The following is a 17,833-nucleotide window of genomic DNA, read 5'->3' on the forward strand; positions in this document are numbered from 1 at the left end:
GTGTCACTTTCGCTTTGGCAGCAGTGTCTTGCCCGATTGCAGGATGAGTTACCAGCCACAGAGTTCAGTATGTGGATACGCCCGTTGCAGGCGGAACTGAGCGATAACACGCTGGCTTTGTATGCGCCAAACCGTTTCGTGCTTGATTGGGTAAGGGATAAATACCTTAATAATATTAATGGATTACTCAATAACTTCTGTGGAGCGGATGCCCCGCAGCTGCGCTTTGAAGTCGGTACTAAACCCGTCACGCAAACGCTGAAAACGCCGGTAAACAACGTTGTTGCGCCCGCTTACGTGGCTCAGCAAGTGCAACCGCAACGTGCCGCTCCGGCGGCGCGCTCAGGCTGGGATAACGTCCCGGCACCGGCAGAACCTACCTATCGTTCTAACGTCAACGTCAAACACACGTTTGATAACTTCGTTGAAGGTAAATCTAACCAACTGGCGCGCGCGGCGGCACGTCAGGTGGCGGACAATCCTGGCGGCGCCTACAATCCGTTATTCCTTTATGGCGGTACGGGTCTGGGTAAAACCCACCTTCTGCACGCTGTCGGTAACGGTATTATGGCGCGTAAGCCAAACGCGAAAGTGGTGTATATGCACTCCGAACGTTTTGTGCAGGACATGGTTAAGGCCCTGCAAAACAACGCGATCGAAGAGTTTAAACGCTACTACCGTTCCGTGGATGCGCTGCTAATTGACGATATCCAATTCTTCGCGAATAAAGAACGATCGCAGGAAGAGTTTTTCCACACCTTTAACGCCCTGCTGGAAGGCAATCAGCAGATCATCCTGACTTCGGATCGCTATCCAAAAGAGATCAACGGCGTTGAAGATCGTCTGAAATCCCGCTTCGGCTGGGGACTGACTGTTGCGATCGAGCCGCCTGAGCTGGAAACGCGCGTTGCGATCCTGATGAAAAAAGCCGACGAAAACGACATTCGTCTGCCGGGTGAAGTGGCGTTCTTTATTGCCAAGCGTCTACGCTCTAACGTACGTGAGTTGGAAGGCGCGCTGAACCGCGTGATCGCCAACGCTAATTTTACCGGCCGGGCGATTACCATCGATTTCGTGCGCGAAGCGTTGCGCGATCTGCTGGCTTTGCAGGAAAAGCTGGTCACCATCGACAATATTCAGAAGACGGTGGCGGAGTATTACAAAATCAAAATTGCGGATCTGCTTTCTAAGCGTCGATCTCGCTCGGTAGCTCGTCCGCGCCAGATGGCGATGGCGCTGGCAAAAGAGCTCACTAACCACAGTCTGCCGGAAATTGGCGACGCGTTTGGTGGGCGTGACCATACTACCGTGCTTCATGCCTGTCGAAAGATTGAGCAGTTGCGTGAAGAAAGCCATGATATTAAAGAAGATTTCTCCAATTTAATCAGAACATTATCTTCGTGACGCTATGAAATTTACCGTTGAACGTGAACATTTATTAAAACCGCTTCAGCAGGTCAGCGGCCCGCTGGGTGGACGTCCTACACTGCCTATTCTCGGAAATCTGCTGCTGCAGGTTGCTGACGGTGCGCTTTCTCTGACCGGTACCGATCTCGAAATGGAGATGGTGGCGCGCGTGGCGCTGATCCAGCCTCATGAACCTGGTGCGACCACCGTTCCGGCGCGTAAATTCTTCGATATTTGCCGTGGGTTGCCGGAAGGCGCGGAAATTGCCGTTCAACTGGAAGGCGATCGCATGCTGGTGCGGTCTGGCCGCAGCCGTTTCTCGCTGTCTACGCTGCCTGCCGCCGACTTCCCGAATCTGGACGACTGGCAGAGCGAAGTCGAATTCACGCTGCCGCAGGCCACGATGAAGCGCCTGATTGAAGCCACGCAGTTTTCGATGGCGCATCAGGACGTGCGTTACTACTTAAACGGCATGCTGTTTGAAACCGAAGGGGAAGAGCTGCGTACCGTGGCGACCGACGGTCACCGCCTGGCGGTCTGTTCAATGCCTGTCGGTCAGCAGTTACCCAGCCATTCGGTGATCGTTCCGCGTAAAGGCGTAATTGAACTGATGCGTATGCTCGACGGCGGCGACAACCCGCTGCGCGTGCAGATTGGCAGCAACAACATTCGTGCGCACGTGGGTGACTTCATCTTTACCTCCAAGCTGGTTGATGGCCGTTTCCCGGATTATCGCCGCGTATTGCCGAAGAATCCGGACAAACATCTGGAAGCCGGTTGCGATATCCTCAAACAGGCATTTGCTCGTGCGGCGATCCTCTCTAACGAGAAATTCCGCGGCGTGCGTCTGTATGTCAGTGAAAACCAGCTGAAAATCACCGCCAACAACCCGGAGCAGGAAGAAGCGGAAGAAATTCTGGATGTCTCCTATCCTGGCACTGAACTGGAAATCGGTTTTAACGTTAGCTACGTACTGGACGTACTAAACGCGCTGAAGTGCGAGAACGTTCGTATTCTGCTGACCGATTCCGTATCGAGCGTACAGATTGAAGATGCTGCCAGCCAGAGCGCGGCTTATGTTGTTATGCCAATGAGACTGTAATGTCGCTCACCCGTCTGTTGATCCGCGACTTTCGCAATATCGAAAGCGCGGATCTCGCTTTATCCCCTGGCTTTAACTTCCTGGTTGGCGCGAACGGCAGCGGCAAAACCAGCGTGCTGGAAGCCATCTATACACTCGGCCACGGCCGGGCGTTTCGCAGTTTGCAGATTGGCCGCGTAATTCGCCACGAGCAGGAGTCGTTTGTTTTACACGGGCGTTTGCAGGGGGAAGAGCGTGAGACATCGATTGGTCTGACGAAAGACAAACTGGGCGACAGCAAAGTGCGCATTGACGGCACTGACGGGCACAAGGTTGCGGAACTGGCGCACCTGATGCCAATGCAGCTGATCACGCCAGAGGGGTTTACTTTACTCAATGGCGGCCCCAAATACAGAAGAGCATTCCTTGACTGGGGATGCTTTCACAATGAAGCCGGATTTTTCACCGCCTGGAGCAATCTGAAGCGACTGCTAAAGCAGCGCAACGCAGCCCTGCGTCAGGTGAGTCGTTATGAGCAACTGCGTCCGTGGGATAAAGAACTGATCCCGCTGGCGGAACAAATCAGCACCTGGCGCGCGGAGTACAGCGCCGGTATCGCGCAGGATATGGCGGATACCTGTCAGCAGTTTCTACCCGAGTTTTCTCTCTCCTTCTCATTCCAGCGCGGCTGGGAGAAAGAGACCGATTATGCCGAAGTGCTGGAACGCAGTTTTGAACGCGATCGCATGTTGACCTACACCGCGCACGGTCCGCACAAAGCGGATTTTCGCATTCGCGCTGACGGTGCGCCGGTGGAAGACACGTTGTCGCGTGGGCAGCTAAAGCTGCTGATGTGCGCCTTACGTCTGGCGCAAGGGGAGTTCCTCACCCGCGAAAGTGGGCGGCGGTGTCTCTACCTGATAGATGATTTTGCCTCTGAACTTGATGATGCCCGTCGTGGGCTGTTAGCCAGCCGCTTAAAAGCGACGCAATCTCAGGTCTTTGTCAGCGCAATCAGCGCTGAACACGTTCTGGACATGTCGGACAAAAATTCGAAGATGTTCACCGTGGAAAAGGGTAAAATAACGGATTAACCCAAGTTTAAATGAGCGAGAAACGTTGATGTCGAATTCTTATGACTCCTCCAGTATCAAAGTCCTGAAAGGACTGGATGCGGTGCGTAAGCGCCCGGGTATGTATATCGGCGACACGGATGACGGCACCGGTCTGCACCACATGGTATTCGAGGTGGTAGATAACGCTATCGACGAAGCGCTCGCGGGTCACTGTAAAGATATCGTTGTAACGATTCACGCTGACAACTCCGTGTCCGTTACCGATGATGGCCGTGGTATCCCAACCGGTATTCACCCGGAAGAGGGCGTTTCGGCGGCGGAAGTTATCATGACCGTTCTGCACGCAGGCGGTAAATTCGATGATAACTCCTATAAAGTTTCCGGTGGTCTGCACGGCGTAGGTGTGTCCGTAGTAAACGCCCTGTCACAGAAACTGGAGCTGGTGATTCGTCGTGAAGGCAAAGTGCATCAGCAAACTTACGTGCACGGTGTGCCGCAGGCGCCGCTGGCGGTAACCGGCGAAACAGAAGCGACGGGTACTCAGGTACGTTTCTGGCCAAGCCACGAAACCTTTACCAACGTCGTTGAGTTTGAATACGAGATTCTGGCTAAGCGTCTGCGCGAGCTGTCGTTCCTGAACTCCGGCGTCTCTATTCGTCTGCGCGACAAGCGCGATGGTAAAGAAGACCATTTCCACTACGAAGGCGGCATCAAGGCGTTTGTTGAATACCTCAACAAAAACAAAACGCCGATCCACCCGAATATCTTCTACTTCTCCACCGAAAAAGACGGTATCGGCGTTGAAGTTGCGCTGCAGTGGAACGATGGTTTCCAGGAAAACATCTACTGCTTCACCAACAACATTCCGCAGCGTGACGGCGGTACTCACCTTGCAGGCTTCCGTGCGGCGATGACCCGTACCCTGAACGCCTACATGGACAAAGAAGGCTACAGTAAAAAAGCCAAAGTCAGCGCCACCGGTGACGATGCCCGTGAAGGCTTGATTGCCGTTGTTTCCGTGAAAGTACCAGATCCGAAATTCTCCTCACAGACCAAAGACAAGCTGGTCTCCTCTGAGGTGAAATCGGCGGTAGAACAGCAGATGAACGAACTGCTGAGCGAATACCTGCTGGAAAACCCGTCTGACGCGAAAATCGTCGTGGGCAAAATTATCGATGCTGCACGTGCCCGTGAAGCGGCACGTCGCGCGCGTGAAATGACCCGTCGTAAAGGCGCGCTGGACTTAGCGGGCCTGCCGGGCAAGCTGGCGGACTGTCAGGAACGCGACCCGGCGCTGTCCGAACTGTACCTTGTGGAAGGGGACTCCGCGGGCGGTTCTGCGAAGCAGGGCCGTAACCGTAAAAACCAGGCGATTCTGCCGCTAAAGGGTAAAATCCTCAACGTCGAGAAAGCGCGCTTTGATAAAATGCTCTCTTCTCAGGAAGTGGCGACGCTGATCACCGCGCTCGGCTGTGGCATCGGTCGTGACGAGTACAACCCGGACAAACTGCGTTATCACAGCATCATCATCATGACCGATGCGGACGTCGACGGCTCGCATATTCGTACGCTGCTGTTGACCTTCTTCTATCGTCAGATGCCGGAAATCGTGGAACGCGGCCACGTTTACATTGCACAGCCACCGCTGTACAAAGTGAAAAAAGGTAAGCAGGAACAGTACATTAAAGATGACGAAGCGATGGATCAGTACCAAATTTCTATCGCTCTGGATGGCGCAACGCTACACACTAATGCCAGCGCACCTGCTCTTTCAGGTGAGTCGTTAGAAAAACTGGTTTCTGAATACAACGCGACGCAGAAAATGATTGGCCGTATGGAACGTCGTTTCCCGAAAGCGCTTCTGAAAGAACTGGTTTATCAACCGACGCTGCCGGAAGCTGATTTGGCGAACGAGCAGACCGTTACCCGTTGGGTTAATTCGTTGATTACCGAGCTGAACGAAAAAGAACAGCACGGCAGCCTGTGGAAGTTTGATATCCACCACAACGCAGAGCAGAACCTGTTTGAGCCGATTGTGCGCGTCCGTACTCACGGTGTGGATACCGACTATATTCTGGACCACGAGTTTGTGACCGGTGGCGAATACCGTCGTATTTGTACGCTCGGTGAGAAGCTGCGCGGGCTGATCGAAGACGATGCGTTTATCGAACGTGGCGAGCGCCGCCAGCCGGTTGCCAGCTTTGAGCAGGCGCTGGAATGGCTGCAGAAAGAGTCACGTCGCGGCCTCGCTATCCAGCGTTATAAAGGTCTGGGCGAGATGAACCCGGATCAGCTGTGGGAAACCACCATGGATCCGGAAAGCCGTCGTATGCTGCGCGTTACCGTGAAGGATGCGATTGCCGCCGACCAGCTGTTCACTACGCTGATGGGCGATGCCGTTGAACCGCGTCGCGCGTTTATCGAAGAAAACGCCCTGAAAGCGGCGAACATCGATATCTAACTTGCACCCAGATCTACAACCGTCCTGCAAAAGGGGAATCTCGATTCCCCTTTCTATCCCCCTTTTCGTAGCTGTTTTTTGAGCGGAATCGCGTTAGCATGAGGACGGACTCATTTAATCCGGGGAACTCATGGCTATCAAACTTATTGCTATCGACATGGATGGCACACTTCTGCTGCCCGATCACACCATTTCACCCGCGGTCAAAACGGCGATTGCCGCAGCGCGCGCGCGTGGCGTAAATGTGGTGCTGACCACGGGGCGCCCGTATGCCGGCGTCCACAGCTATCTGAAAGAATTGCATATGGAAGAACCCGGTGACTACTGCATTACCTACAATGGCGCGCTAGTGCAGAAAGCAGGGGATGGCAGTACTGTCGCGCAAACCGCGTTGAGCTATGATGATTATCGTTATCTGGAGCAGCTCTCCCGGGACGTTGGTTCGCATTTCCACGCTCTCGATCGCAACACCCTGTATACCGCGAACCGTGATATCAGCTACTACACGGTGCATGAATCGTTTGTTGCGACGATTCCGCTGGTGTTCTGTGAAGCCGAGAAAATGGATCCCGCAACCCAGTTCCTGAAAGTGATGATGATTGACGAGCCGGAGATCCTCGATAAAGCTATCTCGCGCATACCTGCGGAAGTAAAAGAGAAGTACACCGTGCTGAAAAGTGCACCGTATTTCCTCGAAATCCTCGATAAACGCGTCAATAAAGGGACTGGCGTGAAATCGCTGGCCGATGCGTTGGGTATAAAAGCTGAAGAGGTGATGGCGATTGGCGATCAGGAAAACGACATCGCGATGATTGAATACGCAGGCGTGGGCGTTGCCATGGACAACGCTATTGGGTCAGTCAAAGAAATCGCCAACTTTGTGACGAAATCTAACCTTGAAGATGGCGTCGCGTATGCCATTGAGAAGTTTGCGCTGAAATAAGATGTTATGGGCAAATGCCTTGGCGCGTTTGCCCTGTTTCAGCAATTATTTGTGATACTGAGTGGTCACCTTGAGAAATATGCGCGACGCCGCTGCGCATTATCCATTTACGGGAAAACGCCGACGTCAGGGCCCGACTTTTCAGGATCTTGCCAAACAGTTTGAAACGTAACTTGCGGGTGGCTTTGCGGTAAGCGTGATTCATATCTGGTGCATCCCGCAACAATACAGATTTGAGCGCCTCCGCGCTGTCCAGCGCATAGCTAATCCCCTCCAGTGAGCTGGCGCTGATAAAACCGGCCGCTTCGCCAATCAAAAATGCGTTGTCCTTGCCACAGACGAAGTCTTTCCAGCGTGAAGGAAACAGCACCGTACATTTTTCACTTTTCACCGGTTTGCCGAACTGAAATTGGAACGCTTCCATCTTCGCTTTCAGCGCGTCAAAGCGCGCCTGACCGTCCTTCATCGGGTAGGCACCGCCAAAGATAAAATAGCCATCTTTGCTGATACTCCAGGAATAACAGTCGGTTGCGTCGTTATCAAAAATGCAGGAATAGAACGGGACGGGATGTTTTTCCGCAAACCATTGTTGAATAGCAACATATTTACGGATCTGGTGCCGGGGATAGAGATGACGGCGTACCAATGAGTTCGCGCCGTCGGCTCCCACCAGATAACGCGCGGTGATCTGCTGCTCCCAACCGTCGGCGCGGAAGATAACATGCCATTTATCGCCCTCGCGCCAGATTTTCCGACACAGGCTGTCGTGGTACACCTGTACATCATCAGGAATGAGAGATTTAAGCCATAAATCAAAAGCATGGCGGTTGATATTAATGTAGCTGCGCTGATAGTTACGCGTCAAAGAGGCTGCAACATCAACCGTTTTAACGCTAAATATCTGTGGGTTAGCGATGACATCAACGGGTAAGGTTATCCCGTCGCGGATAAACGAACGCTGGGCATCCGAGGCCAACAGACCGCCGCAGGGTTTGGTGAAACCTTCGTTGCCGCACTGGTGTTTTTTATCCAACGCGATCACGCGCATTTTTCCACTCAACTGCCGTGCCAGCGCTGCGCCTGCCGGGCCTAACCCGATAATGGCTACGTCAAAATGTTCCATCTTTCTGTCCGCAAAAATGAAGATGGCGATACGCTAAAGCCTGAAAGTGAAGTGCTTGTGAAGTATGATTGCTTAAATCGTCTTGTATCAGGGCATTCCATGAAGCAAATCACCTTTACGCCGCGTAATCATCAGCTTACCAATATCAATACCTGGACACCGGACAGCCAGTGGCTGGTCTTTGATGTGCGCCCTTCCGGTGCCTCTTTTACCGGCGACACAATTGAGCGCGTCAATATTCATACTGGCGAGCTGGAGGTGATTTATCGGGCCATGCAGGGATCGCACGTTGGCGTGGTGACCGTTCATCCAAAGTCGGAAAAATATGTGTTTATTCATGGGCCTGAAAATCCTGATGAAACATGGCATTACGACTTCCATCATCGGCGTGGGGTGATAGCTACGCAGGCAAAAGTGGAGAATCTGGATGCAATGGATATTACCGCCCCATATACGCCGGGCGCGCTGCGTGGCGGTAGTCATGTGCATGTATTTAGCCCGAGTGGCGAGTTTGTCAGTTTCACCTATAACGACCATGTGTTGCATGAGCGCTCACCGGCGCTGGATCTACGCAATGTCGGTGTGGCTGCGCCCTATGGTCCGGTGACGGTCTCCGCGCAGCATCCCCGTGAGTACAGCGGGAGCCATTGGTGCGTGCTGGTAACCCAGACGACACCCACGCCTAAACCGGGTAGCGATGAGATTAACCGCGCCTATGAAGAGGGCTGGGTAGGGGAAAACAGACTGGCGTTTATCGGTGATACGTTATCAGTCACGGGCGAGAAAGTGCCGGAGTTATTTATTGTTGATTTACCACAGGATGAAAGCGGCTGGAAACAGCCGGGCGACGCTCCGCTGGAGGGCACTGAGGCGACAATGCCTGCGCCGCCATTCGGTATTTATCAACGCCGCCTGACGTTTACTCATGCGCGCGCCTTTCCCGGTCTGGTAAATCAGCCGCGCCATTGGGTGCGCAGTAATCCAAAGGCATCTGAGATTGCGTTTTTAATGCGTGATGACGTCGGCATTGTGCAACTGTGGCTGATTTCCCCACAAGGAGGAGAACCACGTCAGCTTACCCGCTGCGCCACGGATATTCAGTCAGCATTCAACTGGCATCCGTCAGGGAAATGGCTGGGGTTTGTACTGGATAACAAAATTGCTTGTTGTGATGCTCAGACAGGAGAGGTTGATTTTTTAACGGACCGTCACGGCAACCCACCATCGGGCGATGCGATCATCTTCTCTCCTGATGGTCGACAGGTTGCGTGGATGGAAGACGTCGAGGGTTTCCGCCAGCTGTGGGTAACAGAGACTGGGCGTTAACTTAAGGAGCAGGCATTTCAGCCGGAGGGATAACGGCGTTCGCGGCCTGCGTTCTCTCCTCGCTTTTTTCTACACGGGATCTCACCGAGTTATCTTTGCGAAAGAGATCCCACGGAAGTAATACTGTATCCAGTACTGCGGTAAACGGCATATCCAGAATCGCCAGTGACTTGGTTCCCCAGTTTGTATCACTTTCGCTAATCATTGTGGCGCTGGCGCGCGTGCCAGGATACGTCCCTTCTTTGCCTCCGGTATGCGACATAATGCTGGAACAGCCGCTCACAAACGCCATCCCGCTGCACATTGTCAGTGTTACCAACATTTTTTTTATCATCATTTTTTCATCTGTATTTATTGTGTTTGCATGGTGAGTTAAAGCGATCCGTTGCGAAAATAACATCACCATTTCGTCACACTGTGGCGGCTATCGCGATTTAACGATAACAACTGCTCCCACCAGTGTATGCAATAGACAACAAACTGCAAAAAAAGTCAGATGAATACGCTTGAAAAGTTTGTATTAAGACCCATTTTTAGAGTGTAGACAAATGAAGGGCATGCCTGATGGGTGTCCTGGCTACCTGACCTGTCCATGATGGAAGGTCTATTATTCTCGCTGATTTCAGGAGCTATTGATTATGCGTAACTTTGATTTATCCCCGCTGTACCGTTCTGCTATTGGTTTTGATCGCCTGTTTAACCTGCTGGAAAACAATCAGGGCCAGAGCAATGGCGGCTACCCTCCGTATAACGTTGAGCTGGTAGACGAAAACCATTACCGAATTGCGATTGCCGTTGCTGGTTTTGCTGAAAGCGAACTGGAAATTACTGCCCAGGACAATCTGCTGGTGGTGAAAGGCGCCCATGCGGACGATCAAAAAGAACGTACTTACCTGTATCAGGGGATTGCCGAGCGCAACTTCGAACGTAAGTTCCAGTTAGCGGAGAACATTCATGTTCGCGGCGCGAACCTGGTGAATGGTCTGCTGTATATCGATCTCGAACGCGTGATTCCCGAGGCGAATAAGCCGCGCCGCATCGAAATCAACTAATTCTGTGGGCCGCTTCAGGCGGCCCTGCTAAGCAATCGGCTTGCCGTCAGGGAGCCAAAAGGTACTTACTCGCTTCTTAGAAGGAGATTATTATGCGTAACTACGATTTATCCCCACTGCTGCGTCAATGGATCGGTTTTGACAAACTGGCCAATGCCTTGCAAAACACGGGCGAAAGCCAGAGCTTCCCGCCTTATAACATCGAAAAGAGCGATGATAACCACTACCGCATTACCCTTGCGTTAGCCGGTTTCCGCCAGGAAGATCTGGATATTCAACTGGAAGGCACGCGCCTGACCGTGAAAGGTACGCCGCAGCAGCCGGAAAAAGAGACTAAATGGTTGCATCAGGGGCTGGTCACTCAGCCGTTCAGCCTGAGCTTTACGCTGGCTGAAAATATGGAAGTCTCCGGCGCAAGCTTCACTAACGGCTTGCTGCATATCGATTTGACCCGGAATGAACCTGAAACCATCGCTCCACAACGTATCGCCATCAGCGAACGTCCCGCATTAGACAGTTAAATAGCTCCATGCCTTTGCCCCGCCAGAAATGACGGGGCTTTTTTGTGCCTCAGCCCACATGAAACTATGATCTGGGAGGGCAGGATGCCGGAAGCGCTGCCCTTGCCAGAAAAAAGCATTCAGCTATTTCAAATCGACGTGAAGAAAAACAGTAAAGAACGCTCTTCTTAAGCGCTCCTGGGCGCTCTGTAGCATGATAATGTGCGCCACTCTGCATTCATGCCTGAACGGTTCAGTCATAATCCTCGTTAAATAAAATGTTATTCACAGGGAACAGGAAAATGAGTGATATAGCATTGACGGTCAGCGTTCTGGCAATGGTGGCAGTTGTCGGATTATGGATCGGCAACATAAAAATACGTGGTGTTGGTTTTGGCATCGGAGGCGTGCTGTTCGGCGGTATTATTGTCGGGCATTTTGTCGATCAGGCAGGGATGACCCTGAGCGGCGACATGCTGCATTTTATTCAGGAATTTGGCCTGATTCTTTTCGTCTACACCATCGGTATTCAGGTGGGGCCGGGCTTTTTTGCGTCACTGCGCGTTTCGGGCCTACGGCTGAATCTGTTTGCCGTGCTGATTGTTATCATGGGTGGCCTGGTCACCGCGATCCTGCATAAGATTTTTGCCATTCCCCTTCCCGTGGTGCTGGGCATTTTTTCCGGTGCGGTCACCAATACTCCGGCGTTAGGCGCGGGGCAGCAGATTCTGCGCGATCTGGGTACTCCTGTTGATGTGGTGGATCAGATGGGGATGAGCTATGCCATGGCTTATCCTTTTGGTATCTGCGGTATTTTGCTCACTATGTGGCTGATGCGCCTTATTTTTCGCGTTAACGTCGATGCCGAAGCCCATCAGCATGAATCCACGCTGACCAACGGACACGCGCTGATTCAGACGATGAATATCCGTGTGGAAAACCCGAACCTCAACAATATGGCGATTCAGGATGTCCCAATCCTGAACAGCGACAAAATCATCTGCTCACGTTTGAAACGTGAAGAAACATTGATGGTGCCGTCGCCGGGGACGATTATTCAGATGGGCGACCTGCTACACCTGGTTGGTCAGCCTGCTGATCTGCACAATGCGCAGGTGGTGATTGGGCAGGAGGTGGACACATCGCTGTCGACGCGAGGCACCGATTTACGCGTTGAGCGCGTGGTGGTGACCAACGAACAGGTGCTGGGGAAACGAATCCGCGACCTGCATTTCAAAGAACGTTACGACGTGGTTATCTCCCGTCTGAACCGTGCGGGGGTTGAGCTGGTAGCCAGCAGCGACGCCAGCCTGCAGTTTGGCGACATCCTCAATCTGGTCGGCCGACCTTCCTCGATTGATACTGTTGCCAATGTGGTGGGTAACGCCCAGCAAAAACTGCAGCAGGTGCAGATGCTGCCGGTATTTATCGGGATCGGGCTGGGTGTTCTGCTGGGTTCAATCCCGCTATTCATTCCGGGGTTCCCGGTGGCGCTAAAACTGGGGCTGGCCGGTGGGCCGCTGATTATGGCGTTGATCCTGGGGCGTATTGGCAGCATTGGTAAGCTGTATTGGTTTATGCCCCCCAGCGCTAACCTGGCGCTGCGAGAGTTGGGTATCGTGCTGTTTCTCGCAGTGGTTGGTCTGAAGTCAGGCGGTGATTTTGTTCATACCCTGACGCAGGGAGATGGCCTGAGCTGGGTGGGCTACGGTATTTTCATCACCGCGATTCCGCTGATTACCGTGGGGCTGCTGGCGAGGATTTTCGTCAAAATGAACTACCTCACGCTGTGCGGCATGCTGGCTGGCTCAATGACCGATCCGCCTGCACTGGCATTTGCTAACAACCTGCATGCCACCAGCGGGGCGGCGGCGCTTTCGTATGCGACCGTTTATCCGCTGGTGATGTTCCTGCGAATTATCACGCCGCAACTGCTGGCGGTGATTTTCTGGGGGATGGGTTAGTCAGGCTGAGTCTGGGTGGACGCGCCGTAAGTGGTAGTCCACCTGGTACTCGCTGGCGTTTCTGAACATCACCGAATAATTCAAAAACTCCCCGCTATCGCTGTAGGACAGTGAGGTAATCCGCAGCAATGGCGTCTGTTCAGGTACGTTCATCTGCGCGGAAAGCTGCTTATCGGCAAGAACGGGAGTCAGACTTTCATAGTTGCCGCTGATAGTTATTCCGCACTCTTTCTCGATGTAATCGAATTTTGACCCTTCCAGATGCGCCAGCGATAAATTACGGAATAATTTTACCGGCATGTAGCTGTCTTCAAGCATCAGCGGCTTGCCGTCCACATAGCGAACGCGACGTGAGAAGTAGATGCGTTCATTAATCTGGATACGCAGCTGGCTGGCAATTGCTGGTGGTGCGGGCATCACTTCAAATACCAGTACTTCACTGGTGACCTCTTTCCCTTGTCGCTTCAGTACTTCCGCCAGTCCGGTCAGGTTTGTGGTTTCATGATGGACATCTTTGCGCGCCACATAAGTTCCACTCCCATGACGGCGTACGACCAATCCCCAGCCAATCAACATATCAATTGCTTTACGGATCGTCATTCGTGAAACCGCGAACTCTTGGGCAAGCTTTTTTTCACCAGGCAACGGGCTACCGATGTTGTAATCAGAAGAATTCAGGCGAATTCGTAGTCGTTCCGCAATTGATTTGTAGATCACTACCAGACCTCTTTTTTCTTTTAATTACTGCACCATAAACCTTTTGATGTCTAACTTTTACGTAAAAAGTAGACCTCATTGCCGAAATTAAAACCATGAAAGCGATCACGAATCGCAGCGGCATGCCATGTCTGAAGGATCGCAACTTTCTATTCTCGTATCAGGCCAGCAATCACTACAAAAAAGGCCTCTCCCCTACTGGTTGTTATATGAGGATGTGAAAATGCTCAGTCAAATACAACGCTTTGGCGGCGCGATGTTCACCCCGGTGCTGCTGTTTCCCTTTGCCGGTATCGTCGTCGGTATCGCTATTATGCTGCGCAACCCGCTGTTTGTGGGTGAAGCGCTTACCGATCCCAACAGTTTGTTCGCACAAATCGTTCATATCATCGAAGAAGGTGGCTGGACGGTATTTCGCAATATGCCGCTGATTTTCGCCGTTGGTCTGCCGATCGGTCTGGCGAAACAGGCTCAGGGGCGCGCTTGTCTGGCGGTACTGGTCAGCTTTCTTACGTGGAATTACTTCATCAATGCCATGGGCATGACCTGGGGAGATTTCTTCGGCGTGGATTTTAGCGCAGACCCGACAGCAGGTAGCGGCTTAACGATGATGGCCGGGATTAAAACACTTGATACCAGCATCATCGGCGCCATTGTCATTTCCGGTATTGTTACTGCCTTGCATAACCGTTATTTCGACAAACCCTTGCCAGTATTTCTCGGTATTTTTCAGGGAACATCGTTTGTGGTGATCATTGCCTTCCTGGTGATGATTCCCTGTGCCTGGCTGACGCTGCTGGGTTGGCCAAAGGTGCAGATGGGGATTGAATCTCTGCAAGCTTTTCTGCGTTCTGCGGGTGCGCTGGGGGTATGGGTTTATACCTTCCTTGAGCGTATTTTGATTCCGACCGGGCTGCATCACTTCGTCTATGGTCCATTTATCTTCGGCCCTGCGGCGGTGGAAGGCGGCATCCAGGTCTACTGGGCGCAGCACTTGCAGGAATTCAGCCAAAGCACAGAGTCGCTGAAAACGCTGTTCCCGGAAGGGGGTTTTGCTCTGCACGGCAATTCGAAAATCTTTGGTTCATTAGGTATTGCTCTGGCGCTTTACTTCACTGCCTCTCCGGAAAACCGGGTGAAGGTGGCGGGATTATTGATCCCCGCTACGCTAACGGCTGTGTTGGTTGGGATTACCGAACCGCTGGAGTTCACCTTCCTGTTTATCTCACCCTTGCTGTTTGCGGTACACGCCGTGCTGGCGGCCTCCATGGCGACGGTAATGTATCTCTGCGGCGTGGTAGGCAATATGGGTGGCGGCCTGCTTGACCAGTTCTTACCGCAAAACTGGATCCCAATGTTCCACAACCATGCCGGAATGATGTTCACCCAGATAGCGATTGGCCTGGCCTTTACCGCGATCTATTTCACCATCTTCCGCGCGCTGATCCTGCGCTTCAACCTGAAAACGCCGGGCCGGGAAGATAGCGAAATCAAACTCTACACCAAAGCTGACTATAAAGCCGCGCGTGGGCAAACCACCGCCGCTGCGCCAGACACCAAACTGGGACAGGCGGCCGGTTTTCTGCAAGCGTTAGGCGGCGCAGGCAATATCGAAAGTATTAATAACTGCGCCACTCGCCTGCGGATTGCGCTTCACGACATGGCGAAAACGCAAAGCGATGACGTCTTCAAAGCGCTGGGCGCACACGGTGTTGTGCGTCGCGGCAATGGTATTCAGGTCATTGTTGGTTTACACGTCCCTCAGGTACGCGACCAGCTCGAAACGCTAATGAAATCTACTTTATCAAACGAACAGATCCCCATGACGGAGGCAGTATCATGAAAAAATTCTCAGTGGTTATCGCAGGTGGTGGTAGTACCTTTACGCCGGGCATCGTGCTGATGTTGCTGGCAAATCAGGACCGTTTCCCGCTTCGTGCGCTGAAATTTTATGACAACGATGGCGCGCGTCAGGAGGTGATTGCCGAGGCGTGTAAAATCATCCTCAAAGAGCAGGCGCCGGAGATAGAGTTTAGTTACACCACCGATCCCAAAACTGCGTTTACCGATGTTGATTTCGTGATGGCACATATCCGCGTGGGTAAATACCCAATGCGTGAACAAGACGAGAAAATCCCATTACGTCACGGGGTGTTAGGCCAGGAAACCTGTGGGCCGGGCGGGATTGCCTACGGCATGCGATCTATTGGCGGTGTGCTGGAACTGGTGGATTATATGGAAAAATATTCACCAAACGCCTGGATGCTTAACTACTCTAACCCGGCGGCAATTGTTGCTGAAGCCACGCGTAGACTGCGTCCAAATGCGAAAATCCTCAATATTTGCGATATGCCCATCGGTATTGAAGGACGGATGGCGCAGATCGTCGGCCTTAAAGATCGTAAACAGATGCGCGTGCGCTACTACGGGCTGAACCACTTTGGCTGGTGGACATCAATTGAAGATCTCCAGGGTAACGATTTGATGCCGAAGCTGCGTGAATACGTGGCGAAGCATGGTTATGTGCCGCCATCGAACGACCCGCATACGGAGGCGAGCTGGAACGATACCTTCGCTAAGGCGAAGGATGTGCAGGCGTTGGATCCGGACACCATGCCAAATACCTACCTGAAATACTATCTGTTCCCGGATTACGTGGTCCAGCACTCCAATCCGCAGCGTACCCGTGCCAACGAGGTTATGGATCACCGCGAAAAACAGGTGTTCGGTTCCTGCCGGGCCATTATTGAGGCGGGCCATTCTGCGGCCGGTGAACTGGAGATTGACGAACATGCTTCCTACATTGTCGATCTGGCGGCGGCCATCGCCTTTAACACTCAGGAGCGGATGCTGCTGATTGTGCCAAATAATGGTGCGATTCATAACTTTGATGATGAAGCGATGGTCGAGATCCCATGCCTGGTGGGGCATAACGGCCCGGAGCCGCTGACGGTGGGGGATATCCCGCAGTTCCAGAAAGGGTTGATGAGCCAGCAGGTGGCGGTTGAGAAGCTGGTGGTCGATGCCTGGGAGCACCGCTCTTACCAGCGTTTGTGGCAGGCTATCACCCTGTCGAAAACCGTGCCGAGTGCGTCTGTAGCTAAAGCGATTCTGGATGATTTGATCGACGCTAACAAAGAGTACTGGCCGGAACTGCGCTAACCCAGTTGACCGGCATCCTCTGGGTGCCGGTCCGCATGTTTCAATACCGCCGACGGCGCATAGCCAAATTTGTGTTTAAACGCCTTGCTGAAATGAAACGAGTCAAAGAAGTTAAGTATATCAGCGACCTGCCCGACCGTATTTCCCTCCTGCTTTAGCAGCGATAACGCCAGTTCCAGCCGCGCATCCAGATAGTATTCTTTCGGTGTTTTTCCGGTATAGCGTAAAAAAAGACGACGTAGCCAGGCTTCGCTACAGGGGATAGTGGCTGCCATATCCGCCACGCTCCACCGTTTTTGTAGACTGGCATGTAGAGTGGCAATCAGTTTTTCAATCTGTATTCGCTGTGGGTCTTTTTTACCTTCGGCGTAAATAAGACAAATCCATTGATAAATTATTTTTGTGAGAAAGGCGACTGCCAGATTATTTTTTATTGAATCTGGGGATGTAATTAATCGCGAAACTTCGGTCAGCTCATGATTATAAATATCACCATTATAAATAATGCTTTGTTGTCGTAGCGGAATATCCATTACGCTGGTTGGTGTGAATTCCATCCAGTATTGTTCCCATACCAACCCTTCACAGTGATAAGACTGTATATCGGTTGGTTTTAAAAAGATTATACAGTTTCCGGTAAGCGTGATTTGTTCACCGCCTTTAAGAAGGATTTTTCCACAGCCCTGGACGGTGTAGACCGCAACCCATGAATTAGCAATCAGCGGTTTTTTCTTATCACGTGGCCAAATAACCCGATAATGTTCGTCGGCATAGGTGTGCCACAGCGAGATCAATGAAATCCCGCTGGAGATCACACTTTCATGAATCAACAGGGGAATATTGTACGTAGTTTCGTTTTTTACATGCGAACTTTGCATCTTTCCATTCATTTTAATTTCCCACCGGAGAATTATGCCCACAACCTGAACTTAACAGAAAAAATCTGTTCAGGGATATGACGTTTTTATTTTAAGAAATCTGACTGCCTGACCCGGCGCACATTACCTTGCATTCCCCCTAC

Annotated in this window: 15 protein-coding genes and 1 other annotated feature; of the genes, 11 read left to right on the forward strand and 4 right to left on the reverse strand. The window is 52.2% G+C overall.

The genetic code is table 11. The features are described 5' to 3' along the window. The 5 genes from dnaA (at window position 1) to yidA (ending at window position 6,968) form a co-directional block, all read left to right on the forward strand. Window positions 1–1,404: a chromosomal replication initiator protein DnaA gene (gene dnaA, locus HVZ39_RS00005; protein ID WP_016155069.1), complete on the forward strand. Its 1,404-nt coding sequence runs from the start codon at window positions 1–3 to the stop codon at window positions 1,402–1,404. A gap of 4 nt (window positions 1,405–1,408) precedes the next feature. Next, complete coding sequence (gene dnaN, locus HVZ39_RS00010) at window positions 1,409–2,509, forward strand: DNA polymerase III subunit beta (protein ID WP_016155068.1); 1,101 nt, start codon at window positions 1,409–1,411, stop codon at window positions 2,507–2,509. Next, window positions 2,509–3,582, forward strand: coding sequence for a DNA replication/repair protein RecF (recF, locus tag HVZ39_RS00015; RefSeq protein WP_016155067.1), 1,074 nt, complete (start codon window positions 2,509–2,511; stop codon window positions 3,580–3,582). The genes dnaN and recF overlap by 1 nt, the downstream gene beginning before the upstream one ends. A gap of 28 nt (window positions 3,583–3,610) precedes the next feature. Next, window positions 3,611–6,025, forward strand: coding sequence for a DNA topoisomerase (ATP-hydrolyzing) subunit B (gene gyrB / locus HVZ39_RS00020; protein WP_016157816.1), 2,415 nt, complete (start codon window positions 3,611–3,613; stop codon window positions 6,023–6,025). Window positions 6,026–6,155: 130 nt separating this feature from the next. Continuing rightward, window positions 6,156–6,968: a sugar-phosphatase gene (gene yidA / locus HVZ39_RS00025; protein ID WP_016155065.1), complete on the forward strand. Its 813-nt coding sequence runs from the start codon at window positions 6,156–6,158 to the stop codon at window positions 6,966–6,968. A 4-nt stretch (window positions 6,969–6,972) separates the two neighbouring features. Here the strand turns inward: yidA and cbrA are convergent, their stop codons facing one another. Next, window positions 6,973–8,091 carry a colicin M resistance lipid reductase CbrA gene (gene cbrA / locus HVZ39_RS00030; RefSeq protein ID WP_181633081.1) on the reverse strand — a complete coding sequence of 373 codons (1,119 nt, stop codon included), beginning with the start codon at window positions 8,089–8,091 and terminating at the stop codon, window positions 6,973–6,975. A 99-nt stretch (window positions 8,092–8,190) separates the two neighbouring features. Here cbrA and HVZ39_RS00035 point away from each other — a divergent pair, with 99 nt between their 5' ends. Beyond that, window positions 8,191–9,417 (forward strand): DUF3748 domain-containing protein, encoded by a 1,227-nt coding sequence (locus tag HVZ39_RS00035; RefSeq protein ID WP_049282848.1) that lies wholly within the window; start codon window positions 8,191–8,193, stop codon window positions 9,415–9,417. A 1-nt stretch (window position 9,418) separates the two neighbouring features. On the opposite strand, the gene HVZ39_RS00040 is transcribed toward HVZ39_RS00035, so the two are convergent. Continuing rightward, window positions 9,419–9,751 carry a YceK/YidQ family lipoprotein gene (locus tag HVZ39_RS00040; protein WP_172864455.1) on the reverse strand — a complete coding sequence of 111 codons (333 nt, stop codon included), beginning with the start codon at window positions 9,749–9,751 and terminating at the stop codon, window positions 9,419–9,421. A gap of 238 nt (window positions 9,752–9,989) precedes the next feature. Continuing rightward, window positions 9,990–10,062 (forward strand) — a sequence feature (ROSE (Repression Of Heat Shock gene Expression) occurs in the 5'-region of heat shock genes and acts as an RNA thermometer to modulate expression.). Here HVZ39_RS00040 and ibpA point away from each other — a divergent pair. From ibpA to HVZ39_RS00055, 3 genes are all read left to right on the forward strand, one after another. Then, complete coding sequence (gene ibpA, locus HVZ39_RS00045) at window positions 10,056–10,469, forward strand: small heat shock chaperone IbpA (protein WP_003023882.1); 414 nt, start codon at window positions 10,056–10,058, stop codon at window positions 10,467–10,469. It overlaps the preceding feature by 7 nt. 92 nt (window positions 10,470–10,561) lie before the next feature. Continuing rightward, entirely contained in the window at window positions 10,562–10,990 is a 429-nt protein-coding gene (gene ibpB / locus HVZ39_RS00050; RefSeq protein WP_003827096.1) for a small heat shock chaperone IbpB, read from the forward strand. A gap of 281 nt (window positions 10,991–11,271) precedes the next feature. Continuing rightward, on the forward strand, window positions 11,272–12,933 hold the full coding sequence (locus HVZ39_RS00055) for a putative transporter (RefSeq protein WP_046276202.1): 1,662 nt from the start codon (window positions 11,272–11,274) through the stop codon (window positions 12,931–12,933). Here HVZ39_RS00055 and HVZ39_RS00060 read toward each other — a convergent pair whose 3' ends face one another. Then, a complete protein-coding gene (locus HVZ39_RS00060) occupies window positions 12,934–13,650 on the reverse strand; it encodes a GntR family transcriptional regulator (protein WP_046276201.1) in 717 nt (238 codons plus the stop codon). 223 nt (window positions 13,651–13,873) lie between these two features. Here HVZ39_RS00060 and HVZ39_RS00065 point away from each other — a divergent pair, with 223 nt between their 5' ends. Both HVZ39_RS00065 and HVZ39_RS00070 read left to right on the forward strand, forming a co-directional pair. Continuing rightward, the gene (locus tag HVZ39_RS00065; RefSeq protein WP_131347235.1) at window positions 13,874–15,493 is read left to right on the forward strand and encodes an alpha-glucoside-specific PTS transporter subunit IIBC; all 1,620 of its coding nucleotides are present in this window, start codon (window positions 13,874–13,876) and stop codon (window positions 15,491–15,493) included. Continuing rightward, entirely contained in the window at window positions 15,490–16,812 is a 1,323-nt protein-coding gene (locus HVZ39_RS00070; RefSeq protein WP_019078008.1) for a 6-phospho-alpha-glucosidase, read from the forward strand. Before HVZ39_RS00065 ends, HVZ39_RS00070 begins: the two co-directional genes overlap by 4 nt. On the opposite strand, the gene HVZ39_RS00075 is transcribed toward HVZ39_RS00070, so the two are convergent. After that, on the reverse strand, window positions 16,809–17,702 hold the full coding sequence (locus tag HVZ39_RS00075; protein WP_029139706.1) for an AraC family transcriptional regulator: 894 nt from the start codon (window positions 17,700–17,702) through the stop codon (window positions 16,809–16,811). The genes HVZ39_RS00070 and HVZ39_RS00075 overlap by 4 nt on opposite strands. Between the last annotated feature and the right edge of the window lie 131 nt (window positions 17,703–17,833).

This window comes from Citrobacter sp. RHB35-C21, assembly GCF_013816515.1.
GTDB classification, from domain to species: domain Bacteria; phylum Pseudomonadota; class Gammaproteobacteria; order Enterobacterales; family Enterobacteriaceae; genus Citrobacter; species Citrobacter braakii.